Origin of the sequence: Actinomadura rugatobispora (assembly GCF_042656285.1) — a bacterium.
Lineage (GTDB): Bacteria > Actinomycetota > Actinomycetes > Streptosporangiales > Streptosporangiaceae > Spirillospora > Spirillospora rugatobispora.
Genome location: NZ_JBHSON010000035.1, coordinates 47,373 through 69,127, shown reverse-complemented (window position 1 = coordinate 69,127; position 21,755 = coordinate 47,373). Strand labels below are relative to the sequence as shown.

The 21,755-nt window shown below is 72.9% G+C and carries 19 protein-coding genes; 11 read left to right on the top strand and 8 right to left on the bottom strand.

Features of this window, described 5'->3' with window-relative positions; translation table 11 throughout:
* Positions 1-45 precede the first annotated feature (45 nt).
* The 5 genes from ACFPZN_RS24410 to ACFPZN_RS24390 form a co-directional block, all read right to left on the bottom strand.
* Complete coding sequence (locus tag ACFPZN_RS24410) at positions 46-1,248, bottom strand: ABC transporter permease (protein WP_378284451.1); 1,203 nt, start codon at positions 1,246-1,248, stop codon at positions 46-48.
* Positions 1,245-1,943, bottom strand: coding sequence for an ABC transporter ATP-binding protein (locus tag ACFPZN_RS24405; RefSeq protein ID WP_378284449.1), 699 nt, complete (start codon positions 1,941-1,943; stop codon positions 1,245-1,247). Before ACFPZN_RS24405 ends, ACFPZN_RS24410 begins: the two co-directional genes overlap by 4 nt.
* Positions 1,936-2,994, bottom strand: a complete 1,059-nt coding sequence (locus tag ACFPZN_RS24400) for a peptidoglycan-binding protein (protein WP_378284448.1) — start codon at positions 2,992-2,994, stop codon at positions 1,936-1,938. Before ACFPZN_RS24400 ends, ACFPZN_RS24405 begins: the two co-directional genes overlap by 8 nt.
* Positions 2,991-3,503: a hypothetical protein gene (locus tag ACFPZN_RS24395; protein ID WP_378284447.1), complete on the bottom strand. Its 513-nt coding sequence runs from the start codon at positions 3,501-3,503 to the stop codon at positions 2,991-2,993. Before ACFPZN_RS24395 ends, ACFPZN_RS24400 begins: the two co-directional genes overlap by 4 nt.
* An 83-nt stretch (positions 3,504-3,586) precedes the next feature.
* Positions 3,587-5,110 (bottom strand): beta-N-acetylhexosaminidase, encoded by a 1,524-nt coding sequence (locus ACFPZN_RS24390; protein ID WP_378284446.1) that lies wholly within the window; start codon positions 5,108-5,110, stop codon positions 3,587-3,589.
* Positions 5,111-5,231: 121 nt separating this feature from the next.
* Here ACFPZN_RS24390 and ACFPZN_RS24385 point away from each other — a divergent pair, with 121 nt between their 5' ends.
* The 3 genes from ACFPZN_RS24385 (at position 5,232) to ACFPZN_RS24375 (ending at position 8,100) form a co-directional block, all read left to right on the top strand.
* On the top strand, positions 5,232-6,131 hold the full coding sequence (locus ACFPZN_RS24385; RefSeq protein WP_378284444.1) for an NHL repeat-containing protein: 900 nt from the start codon (positions 5,232-5,234) through the stop codon (positions 6,129-6,131).
* 83 nt (positions 6,132-6,214) lie between these two features.
* On the top strand, positions 6,215-6,874 hold the full coding sequence (locus ACFPZN_RS24380) for a response regulator transcription factor (protein WP_378284443.1): 660 nt from the start codon (positions 6,215-6,217) through the stop codon (positions 6,872-6,874).
* A gap of 5 nt (positions 6,875-6,879) precedes the next feature.
* A complete protein-coding gene (locus ACFPZN_RS24375; protein WP_417281730.1) occupies positions 6,880-8,100 on the top strand; it encodes a sensor histidine kinase in 1,221 nt (406 codons plus the stop codon).
* Here ACFPZN_RS24375 and ACFPZN_RS24370 read toward each other — a convergent pair.
* Positions 8,054-9,943: an AMP-binding protein gene (locus ACFPZN_RS24370; protein WP_378284441.1), complete on the bottom strand. Its 1,890-nt coding sequence runs from the start codon at positions 9,941-9,943 to the stop codon at positions 8,054-8,056. The two genes, ACFPZN_RS24375 and ACFPZN_RS24370, sit on opposite strands and share 47 nt — an antisense overlap.
* A 150-nt stretch (positions 9,944-10,093) precedes the next feature.
* Between ACFPZN_RS24370 and ACFPZN_RS24365 the strand changes: the two genes are divergently transcribed.
* From ACFPZN_RS24365 to ACFPZN_RS24345, 5 genes are all read left to right on the top strand, one after another.
* On the top strand, positions 10,094-11,296 hold the full coding sequence (locus ACFPZN_RS24365) for a thiolase family protein (RefSeq protein ID WP_378284440.1): 1,203 nt from the start codon (positions 10,094-10,096) through the stop codon (positions 11,294-11,296).
* Positions 11,293-13,380 carry a 3-hydroxyacyl-CoA dehydrogenase NAD-binding domain-containing protein gene (locus tag ACFPZN_RS24360; RefSeq protein WP_378284439.1) on the top strand — a complete coding sequence of 696 codons (2,088 nt, stop codon included), beginning with the start codon at positions 11,293-11,295 and terminating at the stop codon, positions 13,378-13,380. The genes ACFPZN_RS24365 and ACFPZN_RS24360 overlap by 4 nt, the downstream gene beginning before the upstream one ends.
* 171 nt (positions 13,381-13,551) lie before the next feature.
* On the top strand, positions 13,552-15,045 hold the full coding sequence (locus ACFPZN_RS24355) for an amino acid permease (RefSeq protein ID WP_378284438.1): 1,494 nt from the start codon (positions 13,552-13,554) through the stop codon (positions 15,043-15,045).
* 93 nt (positions 15,046-15,138) lie between these two features.
* On the top strand, positions 15,139-16,494 hold the full coding sequence (locus ACFPZN_RS24350) for an FAD-dependent oxidoreductase (protein ID WP_378284437.1): 1,356 nt from the start codon (positions 15,139-15,141) through the stop codon (positions 16,492-16,494).
* Positions 16,495-16,600: 106 nt separating this feature from the next.
* The gene (locus ACFPZN_RS24345; RefSeq protein WP_378284436.1) at positions 16,601-16,966 is read left to right on the top strand and encodes a hypothetical protein; all 366 of its coding nucleotides are present in this window, start codon (positions 16,601-16,603) and stop codon (positions 16,964-16,966) included.
* On the opposite strand, the gene ACFPZN_RS24340 is transcribed toward ACFPZN_RS24345, so the two are convergent.
* A complete protein-coding gene (locus tag ACFPZN_RS24340) occupies positions 16,963-17,628 on the bottom strand; it encodes a hypothetical protein (protein WP_378284435.1) in 666 nt (221 codons plus the stop codon). The genes ACFPZN_RS24345 and ACFPZN_RS24340 overlap by 4 nt on opposite strands.
* Positions 17,629-17,918: 290 nt before the next feature.
* Between ACFPZN_RS24340 and ACFPZN_RS24335 the strand changes: the two genes are divergently transcribed.
* Both ACFPZN_RS24335 and ACFPZN_RS24330 read left to right on the top strand, forming a co-directional pair.
* Entirely contained in the window at positions 17,919-18,206 is a 288-nt protein-coding gene (locus ACFPZN_RS24335) for a hypothetical protein (RefSeq protein WP_378284434.1), read from the top strand.
* Between the two features lie 91 nt (positions 18,207-18,297).
* Positions 18,298-18,927, top strand: coding sequence for a hypothetical protein (locus tag ACFPZN_RS24330; RefSeq protein ID WP_378284433.1), 630 nt, complete (start codon positions 18,298-18,300; stop codon positions 18,925-18,927).
* A 172-nt stretch (positions 18,928-19,099) separates the two neighbouring features.
* Here the strand turns inward: ACFPZN_RS24330 and dxs are convergent, their stop codons facing one another.
* The gene (gene dxs / locus ACFPZN_RS24325; protein WP_378284432.1) at positions 19,100-21,010 is read right to left on the bottom strand and encodes a 1-deoxy-D-xylulose-5-phosphate synthase; all 1,911 of its coding nucleotides are present in this window, start codon (positions 21,008-21,010) and stop codon (positions 19,100-19,102) included.
* A 161-nt stretch (positions 21,011-21,171) separates the two neighbouring features.
* On the opposite strand from dxs, the gene idi reads away from it, so the two are divergent.
* Entirely contained in the window at positions 21,172-21,753 is a 582-nt protein-coding gene (gene idi, locus ACFPZN_RS24320) for an isopentenyl-diphosphate Delta-isomerase (protein ID WP_378284431.1), read from the top strand.
* Positions 21,754-21,755 lie beyond the last annotated feature (2 nt).

Sequence of the window (21,755 nt, the reverse complement as noted above, 5' to 3'; positions counted from 1 at the left end):
CCGGGGACGGGCGTCGTCGGATCGCCCCCATCATGCACCGGTTCGTCAGACGGTGGCCAGGGCCGCGGTCGGCGACAGCCGCGCCGCCCGCATCGCCGGGTAGAGCCCGGCGACCGTGCCGATCGCCAGGGTCGCGGCCAGCGCCCCGCCCAGGGCCCACGCCGGGACGACCGGCGGCCAGCCCCGGTAGAGCGCGAACGCCACGGTCACGCCCGTCCCGAGGACGGCCCCCGCGGCCCCGCCCAGCGCCGACAGCAGCAGCGACTCGGCCAGGAACTGCGTCCGCACCTGGCCGCGGGTCGCCCCGAGGGAGCGGCGCAGCCCGATCTCGCGGCGCCGCTCCAGCACCGAGATGACCATCGTGTTGGCCACGCCGACCCCGCCGACCAGCAGCGCGACCGCGCCCAGGCCGAGCAGCAGGTTGGTGAACGCGCCGGCCGCCGCGGCCTTGGCCTCCAGCGCGTCCGAGGGCCGGCTGACCTCGACCTCCTCGGGGTTCTCCGGGTTGACGGTCCGGGCCAGCACCGCCCGCACGTCCTCGACCGCCGCGTCGCCGGACCGCTCGTACACCGTGGTGGGATGGCCGTCGAAGCCCAGGTAGGTCCGGGCGGCGTCCCAGCCGACCAGCGCCGACCGGTCGATCTCCGGGGCCAGCTCGGCGCCGTTCAGGACGCCGAGCACGGTGAACCAGCGGCCGCCGATCCACACCTGCCCGCCGGCCCGGTCGAAGCCGAGCCGCCGCGCCGCCTCCGCGCCCAGGACCACGCCCGGGTAGCGGCCGGTCCCGGCGTTCAGCCAGGTGCCGTGCCGCACGGTCACGTCCAGCGTCCCGAGCAGGTCGGTGGTCGCCGCCTGGACGCCGATGCCGTGGGTGATCTCCGCGGGGATGCGGTCGGTGCGCCGCACCGACGCCTGCACCGTGCCGGTCGCGCCGACCGCGGTGACCGGCCCGATCCGGGAGACCATCTCCGGCGCCGACTCGGGCAGCACGGCCTCCTGGCCGAACAGGGTGTCGCCGGGCCGGGCGGTCAGCAGGTTGGTGCCGAGCCGGTCCAGGCGCCGCAGCAGGTCCTCCTTGCTGGAGGAGGAGATCCCGATGACGGCGACCATCGTGGCGATCCCGATGGCGATGCCCAGCGCGGACAGCACCACCCGGGCGGGCCGGGCGCGCAGCCCGCCCAGTCCGACCCGCAGCACGTCCCGGGCGCCCAGCCGGGCCGGGACGAGCGCCTCCTGCCCCCGGCTCACCGGGTCACCGCCCCGGCCCGCTCGTCGGCGACGATCGCGCCGTCCCGCACCCGGACCCGGCGCGGCGCGCGGGCCGCCACCTCGGCGTCATGGGTGATGATCGCGACGGTGGTCCCGCTCTCATGCAGACCGGCCAGCAGTTCCAGCACCTCGCCGCCGGAGGCGGTGTCGAGGTTCCCGGTGGGCTCGTCGGCCAGCAGCAGGCCGGGCTCGCCGACGACCGCGCGGGCCACCGCGACCCGCTGCTGCTCGCCGCCCGACATCTGGTTCGGCCGGTGCTGGACGCGGTGGCCGAGACCGACCCGGTCGAGGGCGGCCCGCGCCCGCTCCCGCCGCTCGCGCAGCCCCGCGCCGCCGTACAGGATGCCGTCGGCCACGTTGTCGAGCGCGCTCACGCCCACCGCCAGGTGGAACTGCTGGAACACGAACCCGATGTGCCGGGCCCGCAGCGCCGACAGTGCCCGGTCCGACAGCTCGGCGACCTCGTACCCGGCGATGCGGACGCTGCCCTCGCTGGGCCGGTCCAGCGTCCCTATCATGTGCAGCAGCGTGGACTTGCCCGAGCCGGACGGGCCCACGATCGCGGTCATCTCCCCCTGCCCGATCACCAGGTCGACGCCGCGCAGCGCCTCCACGCCGCCGGGGTAGCGCTTGGCGACCCCGGTCAGCTCCACGATCGGCGGTCGCTCACTCACCGGACGGCACCCCGACCTTCATGCCCTCGGCCAGGCCGGCCCCGCCGACCTCGACCCGCCCGCCGCCGAAGGTCCCGGTGGTGACGGGCACGATCCGCCTGGCCGAGCCCTCCACGACCTCCACGCCGAAGCCGCCCTCGCGCAGCGCCAGCAGCGCCTCGATCGGCACCGACAGCACGCCCCGGCGCCGCTCGCTCTCCAACTCCACGGTCACCGGCGCCTGGTCGAGCCGCCCGGTGCCGGCGCCCTGGTCGAGGGTGATCTCCACGTCCACGGTGGTCTTGGGGTTCTGCTCGGTGCCGGTGCTCTCGGCGATCGTGCCGACCGACGCGATCCGTCCCGGGACGACCTTCCCTCCCGGCAGCTCGACCGACACCTTGGCGCCCTTCTCCGCCAGGTCCTGCTTGTCGGCCTCCAGATCAACGTGGACGACGCGCCGCGTACCGGCCACCGTCAGCACCGGCTGCCCGGGGGCCGCCTGCTTGCCCTCAGGGGCCTTGACCTCCTTCACCCGCACGGCCCCGGGGAGGAACACGACCTGGCCAGAGTCGACCTTGCCCGTCTCCTGGAGCCCCCTGTCGTCCTGCCATTCCCTGACGGCCGCGTCCGTGGCCGAGGTGAACTGCTTGTCGACCGTGAGGCCGTCTCCATAGCCGAGGGCCTTCAGGTTGGTCTCCAGCGTCCTCACATCAGCCCCGTCGGAGACACCCGATTGGAGGGTCCGGTACATGGGCGTGCCCCCGTACATCAGCGTCACGGGCTTTCCCTGCACCCGTACCAGGGGGTCGCCCCGCTCGATGGTGGCGCCCTGTGGCGGCGCCCAGGTGACGACCCCCGACGCCCCCGTCCACACCGACTGCTCCCCGTCGAAGGTGAGCGTGCCCTGCACTTTCTCGGTGTCCACCAGGTCGCCCTTGGTGATGGACGCGGTGGACAGCTTCACGTCACCACCCTTGGCCTGCGCCTCGCCGCCGTCCCCCGTCAAAGCAAAGGCGGCACCGCCACCCGCGACCACGGTCACGGCCGCGCCCACGACAAGCGCACGCTTCACCGGCCCCTCCCCGGAAGGTGCTGGCCGCACAGCTCGCGGGCCTTCTCCAGCTGCGCCCGGTCGACGCCCTCCATCACACCCTTCAACCCCTCCCCGGTCGGGTCGGGGATGTTGATGCCGTGGCCGCGCGCGCACTGCGCGAACTTCACCATCTGGTCCTTGACCTTGGGGTCGTTCATGTCGGGCAGCTTCCCGCCGGCCTCCAGGAAGGGGCGGCACTTCTCCATCGCCGCCTGCAGCTTCTCCCGGTCGGTGCCCTTGGCGATCTCCATCCGGAAGTTCGTGCCGCTCTTGGGGTCGGGCACGTCGATGCCGTTCTGCCGCATGCACTGCGCGAACTTCAGCTGCGCGTCCTCGGGGCTGAGCGACTGCGTCGGCGAGGCCGACACCCGCGCCGCCGACGCTCCCCCCGCACTGGCGACACCGCTCCCCTTCTGCTCGTCCCCGCACCCCGCGAGCCCGAACACGACCGGAACGGCAAGGCCCAAGGCCCATGCGCGAATCTTCATGTCGTCCTCTCCACCGGAGGCGACACACCCCCGGCGGACACACATTCGACCCGCCCAGGGGTTAAACCTGGGTTAGTCGCCGGTCAGGCCGTGTGCCAGGGGCGGCGGGGTTTGTTGTGCATGCGGCCTGGGATGCCTGGGCGTTGCTGCCAGGGGCGTGGGCCTGAGGGCCTGCGGTAGTCGACGCCCAGCGCGTCCAGGCGGGCGTAGTGCGCCGCGTTCATCCGGCGCTCGAAGTCGTCGTAGTCGCGCTCGTCCGGGGCGGGCAGGCGGGACCAGGCCACTTCGGCGAGCGCGGCCAGCCGGGGCCACGCCTGGTAGTCGACGCGGGCGCGGTTCTCGGCGACCTCGGTCCACAGGTTGGCCTGGGTGCCGATGACGCGGGCCGCGTGGGGCGTCCCCGCCAGGCTCGGGGGGACGGGCTCGAAGCGGTAGACGTCTTCGAGGGTGTGGACCCAGCCGAAGGGGACGGGCTCCTGGTCGCCGGGGGCTTGGACGTGGTCGAGGTAGACCTCCTGCTGGGGGCACATCACCACGTCGTGGCCGGCCTGGGCGGCGGCGACGCCGCCTCGGTACCAGCGCCAGCACATCACGGCGGCGCCCTCCGCCAGGCCGCCCTCCAGGATCTCGTCCCAGCCGATGAGGCGGCGCCCGCGTTCGGCGAGCCACCGGTCGAAGTGGCGGATCATCCAGGACTGGAGTTCGTCCTCGTCCTTGAGGCCGAGTTCGCGGATGCGCGCCTGGGCGGTGGGCGACGCGCGCCACTGGTCCTTGCGGCATTCGTCGCCGCCGATGTGGACGAACCGGCCGGGGAAGATGTCCAGCACCTCCTCCAGCACGCCCTCGTAGAAGCGCAGCACGGCCTCGGTGGGGGCCAGCACGTTGGGGTTGATGCCCCAGTCGGTCATCACCTCCAGCGAGGCGGTATCGAGGACGTCGGCGTTGCCCAGTTCCGGGTACGCGGCGATGGCCGCCTGCGAGTGGCCCGGCAGGTCGATCTCTGGGACGACCGTGACGTGCCGCTGGGCGGCGTAGGCGACGATCTCGCGCAGGTCGTCGCGGGTGTAGAAGCCGCCGTGCGGGCGCTCGTCCCAGAGGAGGGGCTCGCCCCAGCCCATGCGGGTCCGGCGGCGCCAGGCGCCGACCTCGGTGAGCCTGGGGTACCGCTCGATCTCCACGCGCCACCCCTGGTCGTCGGTGAGGTGGAGGTGCAGCACGTTGAGCTTGTGCGCGGCCAGCAGGTCGATGTAGCGCAGGACGTCGTCCTTGGGCAGGAAGTGGCGCGCGACGTCGAGCATGAAACCCCGCCAGGCGAAGCGCGGCGCGTCCTCGACGGTCACGTAGGGCACCGTGGCCGGTTCCCGCTCGATGGGGGCGCGGCGGAACGCGTCCAGGCCCCGCAGTTGCCTCAGCGTCTGGCGCCCCCAGAAGACCCCGGCGTCGTCACCGCCCGCGATCTCGGCGCCGCCGGACGAGACGGTCAGCCGGTACGCCTCCGGCGCGAGCGACGGGTCGACGCGGGTGCGCACGTCCCCGGTGAACGGCCCGGACTCCCCGTTCCAGTCGATCCGGGACGGGCGGGGGATCAGGTTCGGTTCGGTCGTCATCGGCCCATCCTCGCCCGTCCGCCGCGTACCGGACGGTTCCCGAACGGGGTGGCCTGATCCTGCCAGTTCCCGAGCACGATGGGCCTGTCACCGTCGTCCGAAACGCGCGATCTTGGGGGACATGAGAAGATCACGATTGCTGCCGGCCGTTGTGGCGCTGGGCCTTCTGGTCCCCGCGGGCGCCGCCCAGGCGGGAACGCATCCCTTCCCCGACCGGATCGCCCTCCCGGCCGGCTTCCAGCCCGAGGGCATCGCGATCGGCCCCGGCCCGGTGGCCTACCTGGGGTCGCGCGTGGACGGGCGCATCTACCGCGCCGACCTGCGCACCGGCAGGGGCGGCGTGTTCAGCGCGGGCCCCGGCACCCCCTCCCTCGGCCTCAAGACCGGTGACGGGCTGCTGTACGTCGCGGGCGGCAGCGGCGGCGACGCCCGTGTCATCGACCAGCGCAGCGGGAAGGTGCTGAAGCGGTACGTCCTGAGTACCGCCCCCGCGTTCGTCAACGACGTGGTGCTGACCAGGGACGCCGCCTGGGTGACCGACTCGACCAACAAGGTGCTGTACCGGCTGCCGCGCGGCGTCCACGGCAAGGCCCGCACGCTGCCGCTCACGGGCGAGATCGCCTACCAGACGGGCGTCAACGCCAACGGGATCGCGCAGACCCCCGACCGCAGGTCGCTGCTGATCGTCCAGTCCAACACCGGCACGCTGTTCAAGGTCGACCCCAAGAGCGGTCACACCACGACCGTCGACCTGGGCGGGGAGTCCCTGCCCAACGGCGACGGCATGCTGCTGAACGGCGACACCCTCTTCGTGGTGCAGAACCGCCTCAACGTGGTGGCCGTCCTCAAGGTCGCCCGGGACGGCTCCAAGGCGCGGGTGGTGGAACGCGTCGGCGACGCCAAGTTCGACGTACCGGCGACCGTCGCCCGCTACAAGGACCGCCTCTACCTCCCCAACGCCCGCTTCACCACCACCCCCACCCCCGACACCCCCTACGACGCGGTCTCCATCAGGCGCTGACCGCCGGGCTTATCGGCGTTTAACCCGGGGTCGTGCATGCTGGCCCCGGGTTCGCCAGGGGCCCGGACCGGGAGGGGGCTGGTGTGCGCGTACTGATCGTCGAGGACGAGCGCGTGCTCGCGGACACGATCGCCGAGGGGCTGCGCGAGGAGGCGATCGCCGTCGACGTCGTGTACGACGGCGACGACGCCCTCGAGCGCGCCTCGTACACCGACTACGACGTGGTCGTGCTGGACCGGGACCTGCCGACGGTGCACGGCGACGACGTCTGCCGCGAGCTGGCCGGACGGCATCCCGGCCGGATCCTGATGCTGACCGCGGCCGGGGACGTGGACGAGCGGGTGGACGGCCTGATGCTCGGCGCCGACGACTACCTGCCCAAGCCGTTCGTGTTCCACGAGCTGGTGGCGCGGGTGCGGGCGCTGGCGCGGCGGTCGGGGCGGGCGGTGCCGCCGGTGCTGGAGCGGGCGGGGATCCGCCTGGACCCGCACCGGCGCACGGTCGCCCGCGACGGGCGCGCGCTGCGGCTCACCAGGAAGGAGTTCTCCGTGCTGGAGGAGCTGCTGCGCGCCGACGGCGGGGTGGTGAGCGCGGAGGCGCTGCTGGACCGGGCCTGGGACGAGCACATCGACCCGTTCAGCAACATCGTCCGGGTCACCATGGCCACGCTGCGCAAGAAGCTCGGCGAGCCGCCGGTGATCGAGACGGTGACCGGGTCGGGCTACCGGCTGGAGGCCCGATGACCCGGATGAGCGTGCGGGCCCGGCTGACCCTGGTGTACGGGTCGCTGTTCCTGGTGTCGATCACCGTGCTGGTCGCGGTGAGCTACTTCCTCACCGCGCGGGCCATCGAGGAGCGGTTCAGCGTCAACCCGATGGGCGGGGCGATCCGGCCGGCGCAGGTGGAGCGGATCCTCACCGCGGCCGACCGGGCGCAGGCGGTCGCGATGGCCAAGGCCGAGCTCAACCGGCAGCTGAACGAGCAGAAGGCCGACGTGCTGGCGCAGCTGCTGCAGACCTCGCTGCTCATGCTGCTGGCGTTCGGGGTGGTCGCGGTGCTGATCGGGTACCTGGTGGCGGGGCGGATGCTGCGCCCGCTGCACACCGTCACCGCGACCGCCCGGCGGCTGTCGGAGAGCACCCTGCACGAGCGGATCTCGCTGGACGGGCCGCAGGACGAGATCAAGGACCTGGCCGACACCTTCGACCGGATGCTGGACCGGCTCGGCGGCGCCTTCGACGCGCAGCGGCGGTTCGTCGCCAACGCCTCGCACGAGCTGCGCACCCCGCTGACGATCAACCGGACGGTGCTGGAGGTGGCGCTGGCCAGCCGGAAGAACCCGCCGGAGACCAAGGCGCTGGCCGAGGTGCTGCTGGGCAACACCGCCCGGCACGAGCGGCTGATCGAGGGGCTGCTGCTGCTCGCCCGCTCGGAGCGGGAGCCGCAGGCCCGCACCGCGACGCCGCTGCCGGACGTGGTGCGCAGCGCGCTGGACCAGCTGGAGGAGCCGTCCGGCGAGATCGAGGTGGAGGCCAGGTTGGGGGACGCGGCCGTCGACGGCGATCCGGTGCTGCTGGAGCGCTGCGCGGTGAACCTGCTGGAGAACGCGCTGAAGTACAACGTGCCGGGCGGGAGGGTGTGGGTGCGCACCGGGACCCGGGGCGGGTCGGCGGTCCTGCACGTGGCCAACACCGGCAAGCCCGTCCCGTCCTACGAGGTGGAGCGGATCTTCGAGCCGTTCCGGCGGCTGCGCGCCGACCGGGTGGGGTCGGCGGACGGGGCGGGGCTGGGGCTGTCGATCGTGCGGGCGGTGGTGGAGGCGCACGGGGGCACGGTCGAGACCGTGCCGCGCCCGGACGGCGGCCTGGCGATCACGCTGCGGTTCCCGGTGTCGTCCGCGGAGGCGGCGCCGCCGGGACGGGTCACTGCGGGGCGGAGCTCGGCCCCGGTGCGGGATCCGGTGCCGTAGGGCCGTCCTCTCGGGGCGGCGGCGGATCGACGTCGTCGGGGATGGGCGCGGCGGCCAGTTCCATGCCCGGACGCGGCCGCGCTCCCGGGGTCGCGGGCGGGCGCGACCAGCTGACCCGGCCTTCGGGCGCCGATCCGCGGGGTCCGGCGGCCAGCCACCGGTGCACGACCTTGCCGGTGGCGTTGCGGGGCAGCTCGTCGATGAAGTGCACGTCGCGCGGGACGGCGTACCGGGCCACCTCGTCGTGGACGTGCGCGCGGACGGTGTCGGCGTCCAGGGCCGCGCCGGGCCGCAGCACCAGGTAGGCGGCCAGCCGCTGCCCCCAGGTGGCGTCCGGGAGGCCGATCACGGCGACCTCGTGCACCTGCGGCAGCCGGGTCAGGGCGTCCTCGACGTCGCGCGGCACGATGTTCTCCCCGCCCGAGACCACGATGCCGTCGCGGCGGCCGTCCACGAACAGCAGGCCGCGGTGGTCGATGTGGCCGAGGTCGCCGGTGGCCAGCAGGCCGTCCCGGACCTCCATGGGCTCGCCGCCGGTGTAGCCCTCGAACAGCAGCTCGTTGGCGACGAAGATGTGGCCCATGGTGGAGCGGCCGACCGCGGCGCCGTCCTCGTCCAGGATGGACAGGGAGGTGTTGCGCGGCGGCCGTCCGGCGGTGCGGGGGTCGGCCCGCAGGTCCTTGGGGGTGGCGATGGAGACCCAGGACACCTCGGTGGACCCGTACACGTTGTAGAGCCGGTCGCCGAAGGCGTCCATGAAGCGGGTGGCCAGGTCGCCGGGGAGGGCGGCGCCGCTGAGCGCGACGATGCGCAGGGACGAGGCGTCGTACCGGCCCCGGACCTCCTCGGGCAGCTCCATGATCCGGTGCAGCATCACCGGGACGAGGAACACCGCGGTGTTCCGGTGCGCGGCGATCGAGCGCAGCGTGGCCTCGGGGTCGAAGCGGCGGCGCAGCACGACGGGGGCGCGCAGCCCCCAGGCCATCTGGAGGGCGGCGTACCCCCAGGTGTGGAACAGCGGCGCCTCGATGATCATCGTCTGGCGGGCGCGCAGCGGGATCCGGGAGGCCATCGACGCCAGCGACCAGAGTCCGGGGCGGGGGCGGCGGCGGGCGCCCTTGGGCCGTCCGGTGGTGCCCGAGCTGAGCACGATGGTGCGGCTCTGGACCTGCGGCGGCGCCAGCTTGGGCGCGGGCGCGGAGTGCACGATCTGGTCGAGGGTCGGCCCCGCGTGGCCGGTCGCGGGCGGGGGCGCGGCGAAGGGGCCGGAGCCGGTGGCGGGGCCCGGCGGGCCGCCCTCGGGCCCCGGGGCGTGGTCGGCCCACACCACGGTACGGCGCAGCGCGATCGGCACGGTCGCCAGCAGCGGCGCGAACTCGGCGTCGGCGACGATGAGGTCCATCCGCAGCTCGCCGAGCACGGCCCGCACCTGTCCCGCCCCGAACCCGGTGTTGATCAGGACGACCTCGACGCCGCGCTTGCTGCAGGCCACCAGGGTCTCGACCATGCCGCGGTGGTTGCGGCACAGCACGCCCACGCGGGGGCGCGGGCCGTCCAGGGGCAGCCCGACGGCGAGCCGGGTGCTGCGGTCGTCGAGTTCGGCGAAGGTGAGCATCCCGCGCTCGTCGATGACGGCGGGGCGGTCGGGGACGCGGGCGACGGCGGCGGCCACCAGGCCGGCGAGGGTGGTGCCCCACCGGCGCAGCGCGCCCATCTGCCGGAACGTGCGGAGCGGGCGGCCGTGGGAGACGACCCCGGAACGCAGCACGAGCGCGGTGAGGTCGCGCACGTGCCCGATCCGCCGTCGCGCCCCCGGACGATAGACGGGCCTCGCGTGCACCACCGTGCCCTCCTCCGGTGATTTCCGGCCACGTTACCCACGGGTTCCCCCAGTGGACAAGGGCGCCGCGGGCGGCCTCGCCGGACCTCGCGGGAGTCAGTGGTTACTGACGAGTAGTATTGAGGTTACCGACGAGTAGAGGAGGGCCGAGCCGTGCCCCGTACCGCACGTGACGTCGTGTTCGTCGACGGCGTACGCACGCCGTTCGGCAAGGCGGGCCCCAAGGGCCTGTACGCGGAGACCCGCGCCGACGACCTGGTCGTCCGCGCGATCCGCGAGCTGATGCGCCGCAACCCGTCCCTCCCGCCCGAGCGGGTGGACGAGGTCGCCATCGCCGCCACCACCCAGACCGGCGACCAGGGCCTGACCATCGGCCGGTCCGCCGCCGTGCTGGCCGGGCTGCCCAAGAGCGTCCCCGGATTCGCCATCGACCGGATGTGCGCGGGCGCGATGACCGCCGTGACCACCACCGGAGCGGGCATCTCCTTCGGCTCCTACGACGTGGCCATCGCCGGCGGCGTCGAGCACATGGGCCGCCACCCGATGGGCGAGGGCGTCGACCCCAACCCGCGCTTCCTCGCCGACAAGCTGGTCGACCCGTCCGCGCTGGTCATGGGCTCCACCGCGGAGAACCTGCACGACCGGTTCCCGCAGATCACCAAGGAGCGCGCCGACGCGTACGCGGTGCGCAGCCAGGCGAAGGTCGCCGCCGCCTACGCCGCCGGGAGGATCCAGCCGGACCTGGTGCCGACCGCGATCCGCTCGGTGGAGAAGGGATGGGGCCTGGCCACCGAGGACGAGCCGCCCCGCCCCGGCACCACGATGGAGGGGCTGGCCGGGCTGAAGACCTCGTTCCGGGTCGCCGGGAACGTCACCGCGGGCAACTCCGCCGGGCTCAACGACGGCGCCACCGCCTGCCTGCTGGCCGCCGAGGACGTCGCCCGCGAGCTGGGCCTCACGCCCAGGATGCGGCTGATCGACTTCTCCTTCGCCGGGGTCGAGCCCGAGGTGATGGGCGTCGGCCCGGTGCCCGCCACCGAGCGGCTGCTCGCCCGCAACGCCCTCACCATGGACGACATCGGCCTGATCGAGATCAACGAGGCGTTCGCCGTCCAGGTCCTGGCGTTCCTCGAGCACTTCAAGCTCGCCGACGACGATCCTCGGGTGAACCCGTGGGGCGGCGCGATCGCGCTCGGCCACCCGCTGGCCTCCTCCGGCGTCCGGCTGATGAACCAGCTGGCCCGCCTCTTCGAGGAGCGCACCGACGTCCGGTACGGGCTGACCACCATGTGCGTCGGCATGGGCATGGGCGGCACCGTCCTCTGGGAGAACGCGAACCGGGAGGGCGCCAAGTGACGGGCATCAAGGAACTCTTCGCCGACGAGGTCGTCACGCACGCGCGCGTCCGGGACGTGGCGCTGCCGTACGGCGCCGGCACGCTGGCGCTGATCACCCTCGACAACGGGCACGACCACACCAAGCCCAACACCTTCGGCCCCGCCGGCCTGGCCGAGCTGAACGCCGCGCTGGACGCCGTGGCCGCCCGCGACGACCTCGCCGCGGTCGGCGTGACCGGCAAGCCGTTCATCTTCGCGGTCGGGGCCGACCTCAAGGGCGTGCCGCTGATCCGGGAGCGGGGCGACGCGCACGCCATCGGCAGGCTCGGGCACGAGGTGTTCCGGCGGCTGGGCGAGCTGGAGGTGCCCTCCTTCGCCTACGTCAACGGCGCGGCGATGGGCGGCGGCGTGGAGGTCGCCCTGCACTGCTCGTACCGGACGATCTCCGCGGGCGTCCCGGCGCTGGCGCTGCCGGAGGCGTTCCTGGGCCTGGTGCCCGGCTGGGGCGGCACGTACCTGCTCCCCCGGCTGGTCGGCGCGGAGCGGGCGCTCAAGGTCATCATCGACAACCCGCTCGCCCAGAACCGCATGATCAAGGGCCGGGAGGCCCACGAGCTGGGCCTGGCTGACGCGATCTTCGAGTCGGCCGACTTCCTGGAGGAGTCGCTGGCCTGGACCGCCCGCGTCCTCAACGGCGACATCAGGGTGCAGCGGCCCGCCGTCGACACCGGCAAGGCGTGGGACGACGCGATCGCGCAGGCCCGCTGGACGGTCGAGGGCAAGCTGCACGGCGCCGCGCCGTCGTACACCCGCGCCCTCGACCTGGTGGCCGCCGCCAAGGACCGCACCCGCGACGAGGGCTTCGCCGCCGAGGACGAAGCGCTCGCCGACCTCATCATGAGCGAGGAGCTGCGCGCCGGACTGTACGCCTTCGACCTCACCCAGAAGCGCGCCAAGCGGCCCGCCGGGGCGCCCGCAAGGGAGCTGGCCCGTCAAGTGACCAAGGTCGGCGTGGTCGGGGCGGGCCTGATGGCCTCGCAGCTGGCACTGCTGTTCGCCCGCCGCCTGGAGGTCCCGGTCGTCCTGACCGACCTCGACCAGGACCGCCTGGACAAGGGCGTCGGGTACGCGCACGGCGAGATCGACAAGCTGGTCGCCAAGGGCCGCGTCCCGGCGGACAAGGCCAACCGGCTCAAGTCGCTGATCGGCGGCTCGCTGGCCAAGGACGCCTTCGCCGACGCCGACTTCGTGATCGAGGCCGTGTTCGAGGAGATGTCGGTCAAGCAGAAGGTGTTCGCCGAACTGGAGGAGTACGTCTCCCCCGAGTGCGTGCTGGCGACCAACACCTCCTCGCTGTCGGTCACGGAGATGGCCTCCGGCCTCAAGAACCCCGAGCGGGTCGTGGGCTTCCACTTCTTCAACCCGGTCGCGGTGCTGCCGCTGCTGGAGATCGTGCGCGGCGAGCGGACCGGCGAGGCGGCGCTGGCCACCGCGTTCGCGACCGGCAAGGCGCTGAAGAAGTCGTGCGTGCTGGTCAAGGACGCGCCCGCGTTCGTGGTCAACCGGATCCTGCTGCGGCTGATGGCCGAGATCATCCAGACCGTGGACGAGGGCACCCCGATCGAGACGGCCGAGCGCGCCGCCGCCCCGCTCGGGCTGCCGATGCCGCCGTTCGTGCTGATGGGCCTGGTCGGCCCGGCGATCGCGCTGCACGTGAACGAGACGCTGCACGGCGCGTTCCCCGGCCGCTTCCCGCTGTCGGAGAAGTTCGCCGCCTTCGTCAAGGCCGGGAAGACGGGGGTGTACCGGCCCGACTTCACCCTCGACCCCGAGGCGGTGGAGCTCTTCGGGGGCGGCACGTCGCCGTCCACCGAGGAGGAGGTCCTGGACCGGGCGCTGCGGGCGCTGGCCGAGGAGATCCGGATCATGCTGGACGAGGGCGTGGTGGCCGCCGCGCAGGACATCGACCTGTGCATGATCCTGGGCGCGGGCTGGCCGTTCCACCTGGGCGGCATCACCCCGTACCTGGACCGGACCGGGATCGCGGAGCGGGTGAACGGCGTCCGCTTCCTGGAGCCAGGCGTGGCCTCGCCGCCCCGCTGACACCGGAGGTTCCGCCCGGAGGTCTGCCGCGGATCGCGAACAGGGCGTTCCAGAGTTTTCACTCTGGAACGCCCTTTCCGCGCGTTCCTCCCGAACCATCACGCGCTGGTTTCGGACGGTCGCAAATGGCGATCATAGGTCCATACCATTCCCCCCGCCGAGGAGGACGGCGTGAGCCTGTTCCGTACCAAGAGCGTCGAGGAGTCGATCCGCGACACCGAGGCCGGGTCCCCCGAGCACCGGCTGCGCCGCGAGCTGTCGGCGGTGGACCTGGTGGTGTTCGGCGTCGGTGTGATCATCGGCACCGGCATCTTCGTGCTGACCGGGCAGGTCGCCAAGGACAAGGCCGGGCCGGCGGTGGCGATCTCGTTCGTCCTCGCCGCGGTGGTGTGCGGGCTGGCGGCGGTGTGCTACGCCGAGTTCGCCTCGACGGTCCCGGTGGCGGGGTCGGCCTACACCTTCTCCTACGCCACGCTCGGCGAGCTGCCCGCCTGGATCATCGGCTGGGACCTCATCCTGGAGCTGGCGCTGGCCGCGGCCGTGGTCGCGGTCGGCTGGTCGGGGTACGCGGTGTCGCTCCTGGACACCGTGGGGCTCACGGTGCCGCCGGCGCTGGCCAATCCGCCGGGCACGGAGGGCGGTGCCGTCAACGTGCCCGCCATCCTGCTGGTCCTGGCGGTGACCACGGTGCTGGTGCTGGGCGTGAAGCTCTCCTCGCGGGTCAACGCGGTGGTCGTGGCCATCAAGGTGTCGGTGGTCCTGCTGGTGATCATCGCGGGGCTGTTCTACGTCACGGCCGACAACTACACCCCGTTCATCCCGCCGGCCGAGCCCACCCCGGCGGTCGAGGGGCTCCAGGCCCCGCTGCTGCAGGTGCTGTTCGGCATCAGCCCGGTCAGCTACGGCTGGTTCGGCATCTTCGCCGCCATCGCCATCGTGTTCTTCGCCTACATCGGCTTCGACATCGTCGCGACCGCCGCGGAGGAGGCCCGCCGGCCGCAGCGCGACCTGCCGCTCGGCCTGATCGGCTCGCTGGTGATCACCGCGGTGCTGTACGCGGCGGTGTCCCTGGTCGTGGTCGGGATGCAGAACTACACGAAACTCAGCGAGGCCGCGCCGCTGGCCGACGCGTTCAAGTCCGTCGGCAGTCCCGGCTTCGCCACCATCATCAGCATCGGCGCGGTCGCCGGTCTCACCACCGTGGTGCTGATCCTGCTGCTCGGGCAGAGCCGGGTGTTCTTCGCGATGAGCCGGGACGGACTGCTGCCGCAGTGGCTGTCGGCCGTGCATCCGCGGTTCGGCACGCCGTACCGCTCGACCATCCTGATGGGCGTGATCGCGGCGGTGCTGGCCGGGTTCATCCCGCTGGCCGCGCTGGCCGAACTGGTCAACATCGGCACGCTGTTCGCGTTCGTGGTGGTGTCGATCGCGGTGGTGGTGCTGCGCCGCACCCGTCCCGATCTGCACCGCGCCTTCCGCACCCCGCTGGTGCCGCTGGTCCCGGCGCTGTCGGTGCTGGCCTGCCTGTTCGTGATGCTCAACCTGCCGGTGGAGACCTGGCTGCGGTTCCTGGTCTGGATGGCGATCGGCTTCCTGATCTACTTCGCCTACGGCCGCCGGAAGAGCCGCCTCGGCGCCGCCGCGCACCGTGCCGGGGCCCGCTGACGCGCCCGGCGCGCCTGCGCTACACCCCTGTGACCTGCGAATTCGCAACCTCTTCCGGGGTCGCTGTGTCCTTCGCGCGGCCGGATGGGCACAATGGCGCGCATGGCTGCTCCTCTGCGTGTCGCAGTGATCGGCTCCGGGCCCGCGGGCCTGTACGCCGCCGAGGCCCTCGTCAAGCAGACCGACGGGAACGTCCGCGTGGACGTCTTCGACCGGCTGCCGACGCCGTACGGGCTGGTCAGATATGGGGTCGCGCCCGACCACAAGTCCATCAAGTCGATCGCCCGCTACCTGCAGAAGGTCCTGGAGAACCCGGCCGTCCGGTTCTTCGGCTGCGTCGAGCTGGGCCGCGACCTGACCCGGGCCGACCTGCTCGACTGCTACGACGGGGTGCTCTACTCCACCGGCGCCATGGTCGACCGGCACCTGGGCGTGCCGGGCGAGGAGCTGCCCGGCAGCATCGCCGCCACCGACTTCGTCAACTGGTACTGCGGCCACCCCGACGCCGCCGACCACGTCTTCGACCTCACCGCCGAGGAGGTCGCGGTCATCGGGGTCGGGAACGTGGCCGTGGACGTGGTGCGGATCCTGGCCAAGACCGCCGACGAGCTGCGCGAGACCGACGTGCCCGAGCAGGTGCTGGAGGCGCTGGCCGCCAGCCGGGTGAAGCGCGTCCACATGATCGGGCGGCGCGGCCCGGCGCAGGCCAAGTTCACCACCAAGGAGCTGCGCGAGCTGGGCGAGCTGCCCGGCGTGGCCGTCCACGTGCGGCCCGAGGACATGGAACTGGACCCGGCGAGCGCGGAGCAGGTCGAGTCCGACCGGCACGTGCGCGGCAACGTCAAGGTCCTGGGCGGCTGGACCGGAGAACCGGACGGCGGCGCCCCGCGCCGCATCGACGTGCGGTTCTGGCGCGCCCCCGTGGAGATCCTCGGCACCGAGCGGGTCGAGGGGCTGCGGGTCGAGCGCACCACGCTGGACGAGAACGGCCGGGTGCGGGGCACCGGCGAGTTCGAGACGCTCCCGGTCGGCCTGGTGCTGCGCTCGGTCGGCTACCAGAGCGTGGCGCTGGACGGCGTCCCGTTCGACGAGCGCGCCTACGTCGTGCCGAACGAGGGCGGCCGGATCACCGGCCCGGACGGCGCCGCTATCCCGCGCGAGTACGTGGCCGGATGGATCAAGCGCGGGCCCACCGGGGTCGTCGGCACCAACAAGTCCGACGCGGCCGAGACCGTCCGGCACCTGCTGGAGGACCTCGACCCCGAGGGCCCCCGCCCCGACCGCACGGTCGAGGAACTGCTGGAGTCTCGGGGCCTGCGCGTGGTCACCTACGCCGACTGGCTCAACCTGGACACCGCCGAGATCGAGCTGGCCGGCTCGCTGGGCCGCGGCGAGCGGGTCAAGCTGGCCCGCTGGGAGGCGATGCGGTCGGCCTGCCACCCCGGCTGACGCCGGTGAATGGTCCGTTCCGACACCGCGGAGACCACCTGGGCCGCCGGACAATCCCCGCCACGGGGTGGTGACGCAGACCTGACCGGAGCGCTACGGTGCGCGTGTGACCGGCGGTCCAGAGCTGTACGGATTCCCCCCTCCCGGCAGGCTGCCCGATCTGCGGTGGCTCGGCCCCGACTACGTGTCCGTGCTCGTGTACGACCTCACGCGCGGCCTGCTGCGCCAGGATCCGCGGACGCGCGTCATGGGCGTGCGCTGCGAGGGCGAGCCCGAACTACGGCCGACCGTCGATCCGTCCGGAGTGATCCGGGCGCATGACGCGACCTTCCCTCTGCAGGTGTTCGTCCAGGACGGCGCCGGACGGCCGTGGCGGCTGCGCGGCCGGTGGACCTACTCCGGCCGCGACCTCGGCACCGCCGCGGCGTCCATCACCCACTACTGGCGACTGGCGTCGGCGGAGGGCGTCTAACGGTCGGACCTCTCCGCCAGCTCCTCCCGCACCGCCTCCCCCAGCATGGCGGGCGCCTCCCCCAGCGCCGGCAGCAGCCACGAGGCCAGTTTCCCCGCATCCTCGAACTTGTCCCTGACGGTGCCCTTGGCGTTGTCGCCCTCGCGCAGGTTGGCCAGGTCGCGGCCGCCCCCGGTCTGGCTGACCGACACCGACGAGCCGCTCCGGACCCGCATCAGGGTCATCCCGGCGCCGGGCCTGAAGTGGACGTCCCGCAGCTCGAGCCGGATCTGCGACCCGGCGATCTCGAGCAGCGACCCGACCCGCTCGCTGCCGCCCCAGGCGATCGTGGAGCCCCCGCCGTCGATGACGGTGTCGTTCTCGATCGGCGGCAGCGCCGAGACCTTGCCGTGCCGCCTGGTCAGGGTGTAGGTGCAGCGGGACTCCAGCAGGATGGTGCCGCCCGTCCGGAACGCCTGGGCGAGCTCGTCCTCGTCCCCCACGCCCTCCGGGCACGCCAGCGAAGTCGGCTCATCCTCCTCCGCGGCGGGCGTGTGCGCCGCCACCGCCGCCGCGGGGAGCGCGGTCACCACCGCCAGCACCGCCGCCGGCAGCGCGGCCCGCCGGACCGCCCCCGCGCCCCGCCCGTTCCCGGGTCTGCCGTTCCCGTGTCCTGCGTTCATGTGTCGCATGTTCTTCGTCTCCCGTCACGCCGAAACCTTGATCACTTCGGTCAACTACACACTGTTACCAGACGGCGACGCTTTGAAACCAAACGGCGTACAGGTCAGGAGAGGGCCAAGTACGCGTCCGGCGACGTTTAATCACGAACTGTGTTTGATCATGCACGTGGGGTAGTTGTTGGCGTGGAAGCGCGCGGGCCGCCACCGAGGTCGTGATCGGGGGACGGTCCGCGACCACTGGGCCGCGACGGTGCGAGGGCGCCGTCGGGGTGAGAAGGGAAAACGAAGAAATGAACAACGTGCAACGCGTCGCGATCGTCGGCTTCGCCGCTGCCGGGATGGCCATGTTCGGGTCGGCGGCGATGGCCGACACCTGGCACTCCCGCGAGTTCGAGACGGCCACCCCGAAGGGCGCGGCGTCCTTCGGTCTCGTCTCCGCCGCCGGCCACGGCCACGAGGGCAAGGACGGCGGCAAGGAGGGCAACCACCGCCACGGCAAGGCCTTCTTCAAGAAGTGGGGCACGATCGCTGACAAGCACGGCGCCACATCGTTCAAGGTCGGCAGCTTCGCCGACTGACGTCCCTGATCGGGACCCGTTCCCGGTTCCAGGCCCCGCCCGCGCTCACGGGCGGGGCCGTTCAGGATCTTGCCTCTCGTAAAGGACTTCCATGAGCAGACGCACGGCACGCCGCATCGCCCTGCCGGGCCTTGCCGCGTTCGGCCTCGTCACGGCAACGCCCACGGTGGTGTGGGCCGACTCCTCCACCGCGCACTCGTCCAGTGAGATGACCGCGCGGCCCTATGGGGCGGAGCTCCACGTCCGGGAGGCCCGCGTGGGCGCCGACGGGCGCACCAGCTTCACCGAGTTCGTGTACGTGGCGACGGCGCAGGGTGCCGAGATCCGCCGGACGCACAGCGTCGCCGGCGGTCGCGGCCAGGGGGCCGCGTCCGGCAGGCCGCGAGGCGCCACCGGTCAGAACGCCCAAAAGGCCAGGCCGGCCGCGAACGGCACGTCCGGGGCCGCACGCAAGCCCGCCGCGCAGAAGGCTCCAGCCGCGACGAGCTCCGGCCCCGGCGGGCCGCGCCGACCGGCAAGGCAGACGCCGACCACGCCCAAGCGCACCGCGCACAAGCCGCACCAGGCGCAGCAGCCGCAGCAGCCGCGCGGCGAGTCGCGCAGGCCGAGCCGCCCGCTGCGCGAGCCGCGCATGCCCGCCATGCTGCGCGATTCCAACCTGCCGCAGGAGCCGAGCATGCCGGCCATGCCGCGCGAGCTCGCCGGCCCGCCGGGGTTCTAGGGACTGCCTCAAAGCGGCCCCAGGTACCGCGCGAGCGCGATGCCGCGCTCGCCAAGGCCCGGTGAGGAGCGAGCCGCCAGGCGAGCGCCGTAGGCCGGGACTTTGAAACACGGCCTGGCCGGTGAGGCGAGCCTCACCGGCCAGATCGCGAAGCGATACCGCGCACGGCCGCTCAGTCGGACGGGGCGGGCTCCCGCGTCTCGGCGGAGGTGGCCCGGGACACCGCCTCGATGATGTCGCGGGCGAGGTCCTGCGGGGTCAGCCCCAGATCGGCCAGGAGCATGGCCCGCTTGGCGTGGTCGAGGAACTCCTGCGGGATCCCGAACGTGCGGACGGGCGTGTCGACGTCGGCGTCGCGCAGCAGCCGCGCCACCGCGTCGCCGACCGCGCCGACCCGGCCGTTGTCCTCCACGACCGCGACCATGCTGTGCCCCGCGGCGGCCTCCACCAGCGCCGGGTCGAGCGGCTTGACCCAGCGCGGGTCGACCACCGTGGCGCCGATGCCCTGCGCGGCGAGCCGCTCGCCCACCTCGACCGCCGGGGCGGCCATCGCGCCGGCCGCGACCACCAGCACCCGGGCGCCGTTGGCGCCGTCGTGCCGGGCCAGCACGTCCATCCCGCCGAGCGCGCCGACCGCCTCCATGTCGTCGGCGACCGGGCCCTTGGGGAAGCGCAGCGCGGTGGGCGCGTCGTCGACCTCGACCGCCTCGCGCAGCAGCTCGCGCACCCGCGCGCCGTCGCGCGGCACCGCGATCCGCATGCCCGGGACGAGCTGCAGGATCGACAGGTCCCACATACCGTTGTGGCTGGGCCCGTCGTCACCGGTGATACCGGCACGGTCCAGCACGAAGGTGACGCCCTGCCGGTGCAGCGCCACGTCCATCAGCACCTGGTCGAACGCCCGGTTGAGGAACGTGGCGTAGACGGCGACGACCGGGTGCATGCCGCCCATCGCCAGGCCCGCCGCCGAGGTGACCGCGTGCTGCTCGGCGATGCCGACGTCGTAGGTGCGGTCGGGGTAGGCGTCGGCGAACGCGGCCAGGCCCACCGGGTGCAGCATCGCCGCGGTGATGCCGACGATGTCGGGACGCTCCGCGCCGAGCGCGACCATCTCCTCGCTGAAGACGTTCGTCCAGATCCGGCCCTTGGGCTTCTGCACGCCGGTCTCGCGGTCGTACGGGCCGGGCGAGTGGAACTGCTCCTCCTCGTCGTTCTCCGCGGGCGCGTAGCCGTGGCCCTTGCGGGTGATGCAGTGCACGATCACCGGGCCGCCGAAGTCGTGCGCCTTGCGCAGCGCGTGCTCGACGGCCTGCTCGTCGTGGCCGTCGATCGGGCCGACGTACTTGAGGCCGAGGTCCTCGAACATCGCCTGCGGCTGCAGGATGTCCTTGAGGCCCTTCTTGATGCCGTGCAGCGCCTCGTAGGCGACGGTGCCGACGACCGGGGCCCGCGGGACGGTCTTCTTGACCAGCTCCAGCGCGGTCTCGTAGGTGGAGGTGACGCGCAGGTCGGCCAGGTGGCTGGCCAGTCCGCCGATGGTCGGCGAGTAGGAGCGGCCGTTGTCGTTCACCACGATGATGACGCGGCGGTCCCTGCCGTCGGCGATGTTGTTGAGCGCCTCCCAGCACATGCCGCCGGTGAGCGCCCCGTCGCCGACCACGGGCACCACCACGCGGTCGCTCTCGCCGCGCAGCTCGAACGCCTTGGCCAGCCCGTCGGCGTACGACAGCGCGGTGGAGGCGTGCGAGTTCTCGATGATGTCGTGCTCGGACTCGGCCCGGCTCGGGTAGCCGGAGAGGCCGCCGCGCTGCTTGAGCCGGCCGAAGTCGTGCCGGCCGGTGAGCAGCTTGTGCACGTAGGCCTGGTGGCCGGTGTCGAAGAGGATCTTGTCGCGCGGCGAGTCGAAGACCCGGTGCAGCGCGATCGTGAGCTCGACGACTCCCAGGTTGGGGCCCAGGTGACCGCCGGTCTTGGCCACGGCGTCCACGAGGAACTCCCGGATCTCCCCGGCGAGCCGCGGCACCTGCGTGGCGTCCAGTCGTTTGAGGTCCTCGGGACCCTTGATCGACTCCAGCAGAGACACGCGCGTCAACTCCTCCATCAGGGGCCCCTCTGCCCCTGGACTCGGGCCGTTCCGAGTTTAGTCGCGCTTTGCCCGCCGCGTACCGGTGACCGAATTCCCTCACGTTTCCCGCACAGAACCCTCACGCGAGAGATCGTGGACCATGGGGTAGGAAGGTGGCCATGGGTGTCGAAGAGATCGTGCTGCTCAACGAGGTCGACGAAGTCATCGGATCGGCGCCCAAGGTGCCGAGCCACCACCGGGAGACCCCCTACCACCTGGCTTTTTCATGCTTTCTGGTGGACACGGAGGGCAAGGTTCTGATCACTCGGCGCGCACTGGTGAAGCGCACCTTCCCCGGCGTGTGGACGGGCAGCTGCTGCGGCCACCCGGGTCCGGGCGAGGGGCTGCGGGCGGCGGTGCTGCGGCGGTTGCGCGACGAGCTCGGCGTGTCGGCGCGCTCGCTGGTGCCGGTCCTGCCCGGGTTCCGCTACCGCGCGACCGCCGACGACGGGACGCTGGAGAACGAGCGCTGCCCGGTCGTGCGCGCGCTCACCGCCACCGCCGCGCCCGCCGTCCGGCGCGACCCCAAGGAGGTCGAGGACGCCGGGTGGTGGACGTGGGAGGAGTGCCTGGCGCTGGCCGAGCGCCCCGAGTCCTCGCCCTGGTTCCGGTTGCAGATGGCCGAGCTCGCCCCGCTCGGAGCCCCGCTGAGCTGGCCGGACGCGGGCGTCGGCGGCCTCCCCCCGTCCCTGGCCTGGTAGCG

Coding starts and splice junctions, on each gene's coding strand:
- ACFPZN_RS24395 (WP_378284447.1), bottom strand. CDS start 3,503: ATGAAGATTCGCGCATGGGCCTTGGGCCTTGCCGTTCCGGTCGTGTTC.
- ACFPZN_RS24390 (WP_378284446.1), bottom strand. CDS start 5,110: ATGACGACCGAACCGAACCTGATCCCCCGCCCGTCCCGGATCGACTGG.
- ACFPZN_RS24385 (WP_378284444.1), top strand. CDS start 5,232: ATGAGAAGATCACGATTGCTGCCGGCCGTTGTGGCGCTGGGCCTTCTG.
- ACFPZN_RS24375 (WP_417281730.1), top strand. CDS start 6,880: ATGAGCGTGCGGGCCCGGCTGACCCTGGTGTACGGGTCGCTGTTCCTG.
- ACFPZN_RS24350 (WP_378284437.1), top strand. CDS start 15,139: ATGGCGCGCATGGCTGCTCCTCTGCGTGTCGCAGTGATCGGCTCCGGG.
- ACFPZN_RS24340 (WP_378284435.1), bottom strand. CDS start 17,628: ATGAACGCAGGACACGGGAACGGCAGACCCGGGAACGGGCGGGGCGCG.
- ACFPZN_RS24335 (WP_378284434.1), top strand. CDS start 17,919: ATGAACAACGTGCAACGCGTCGCGATCGTCGGCTTCGCCGCTGCCGGG.
- ACFPZN_RS24330 (WP_378284433.1), top strand. CDS start 18,298: ATGAGCAGACGCACGGCACGCCGCATCGCCCTGCCGGGCCTTGCCGCG.
- idi (WP_378284431.1), top strand. CDS start 21,172: ATGGGTGTCGAAGAGATCGTGCTGCTCAACGAGGTCGACGAAGTCATC.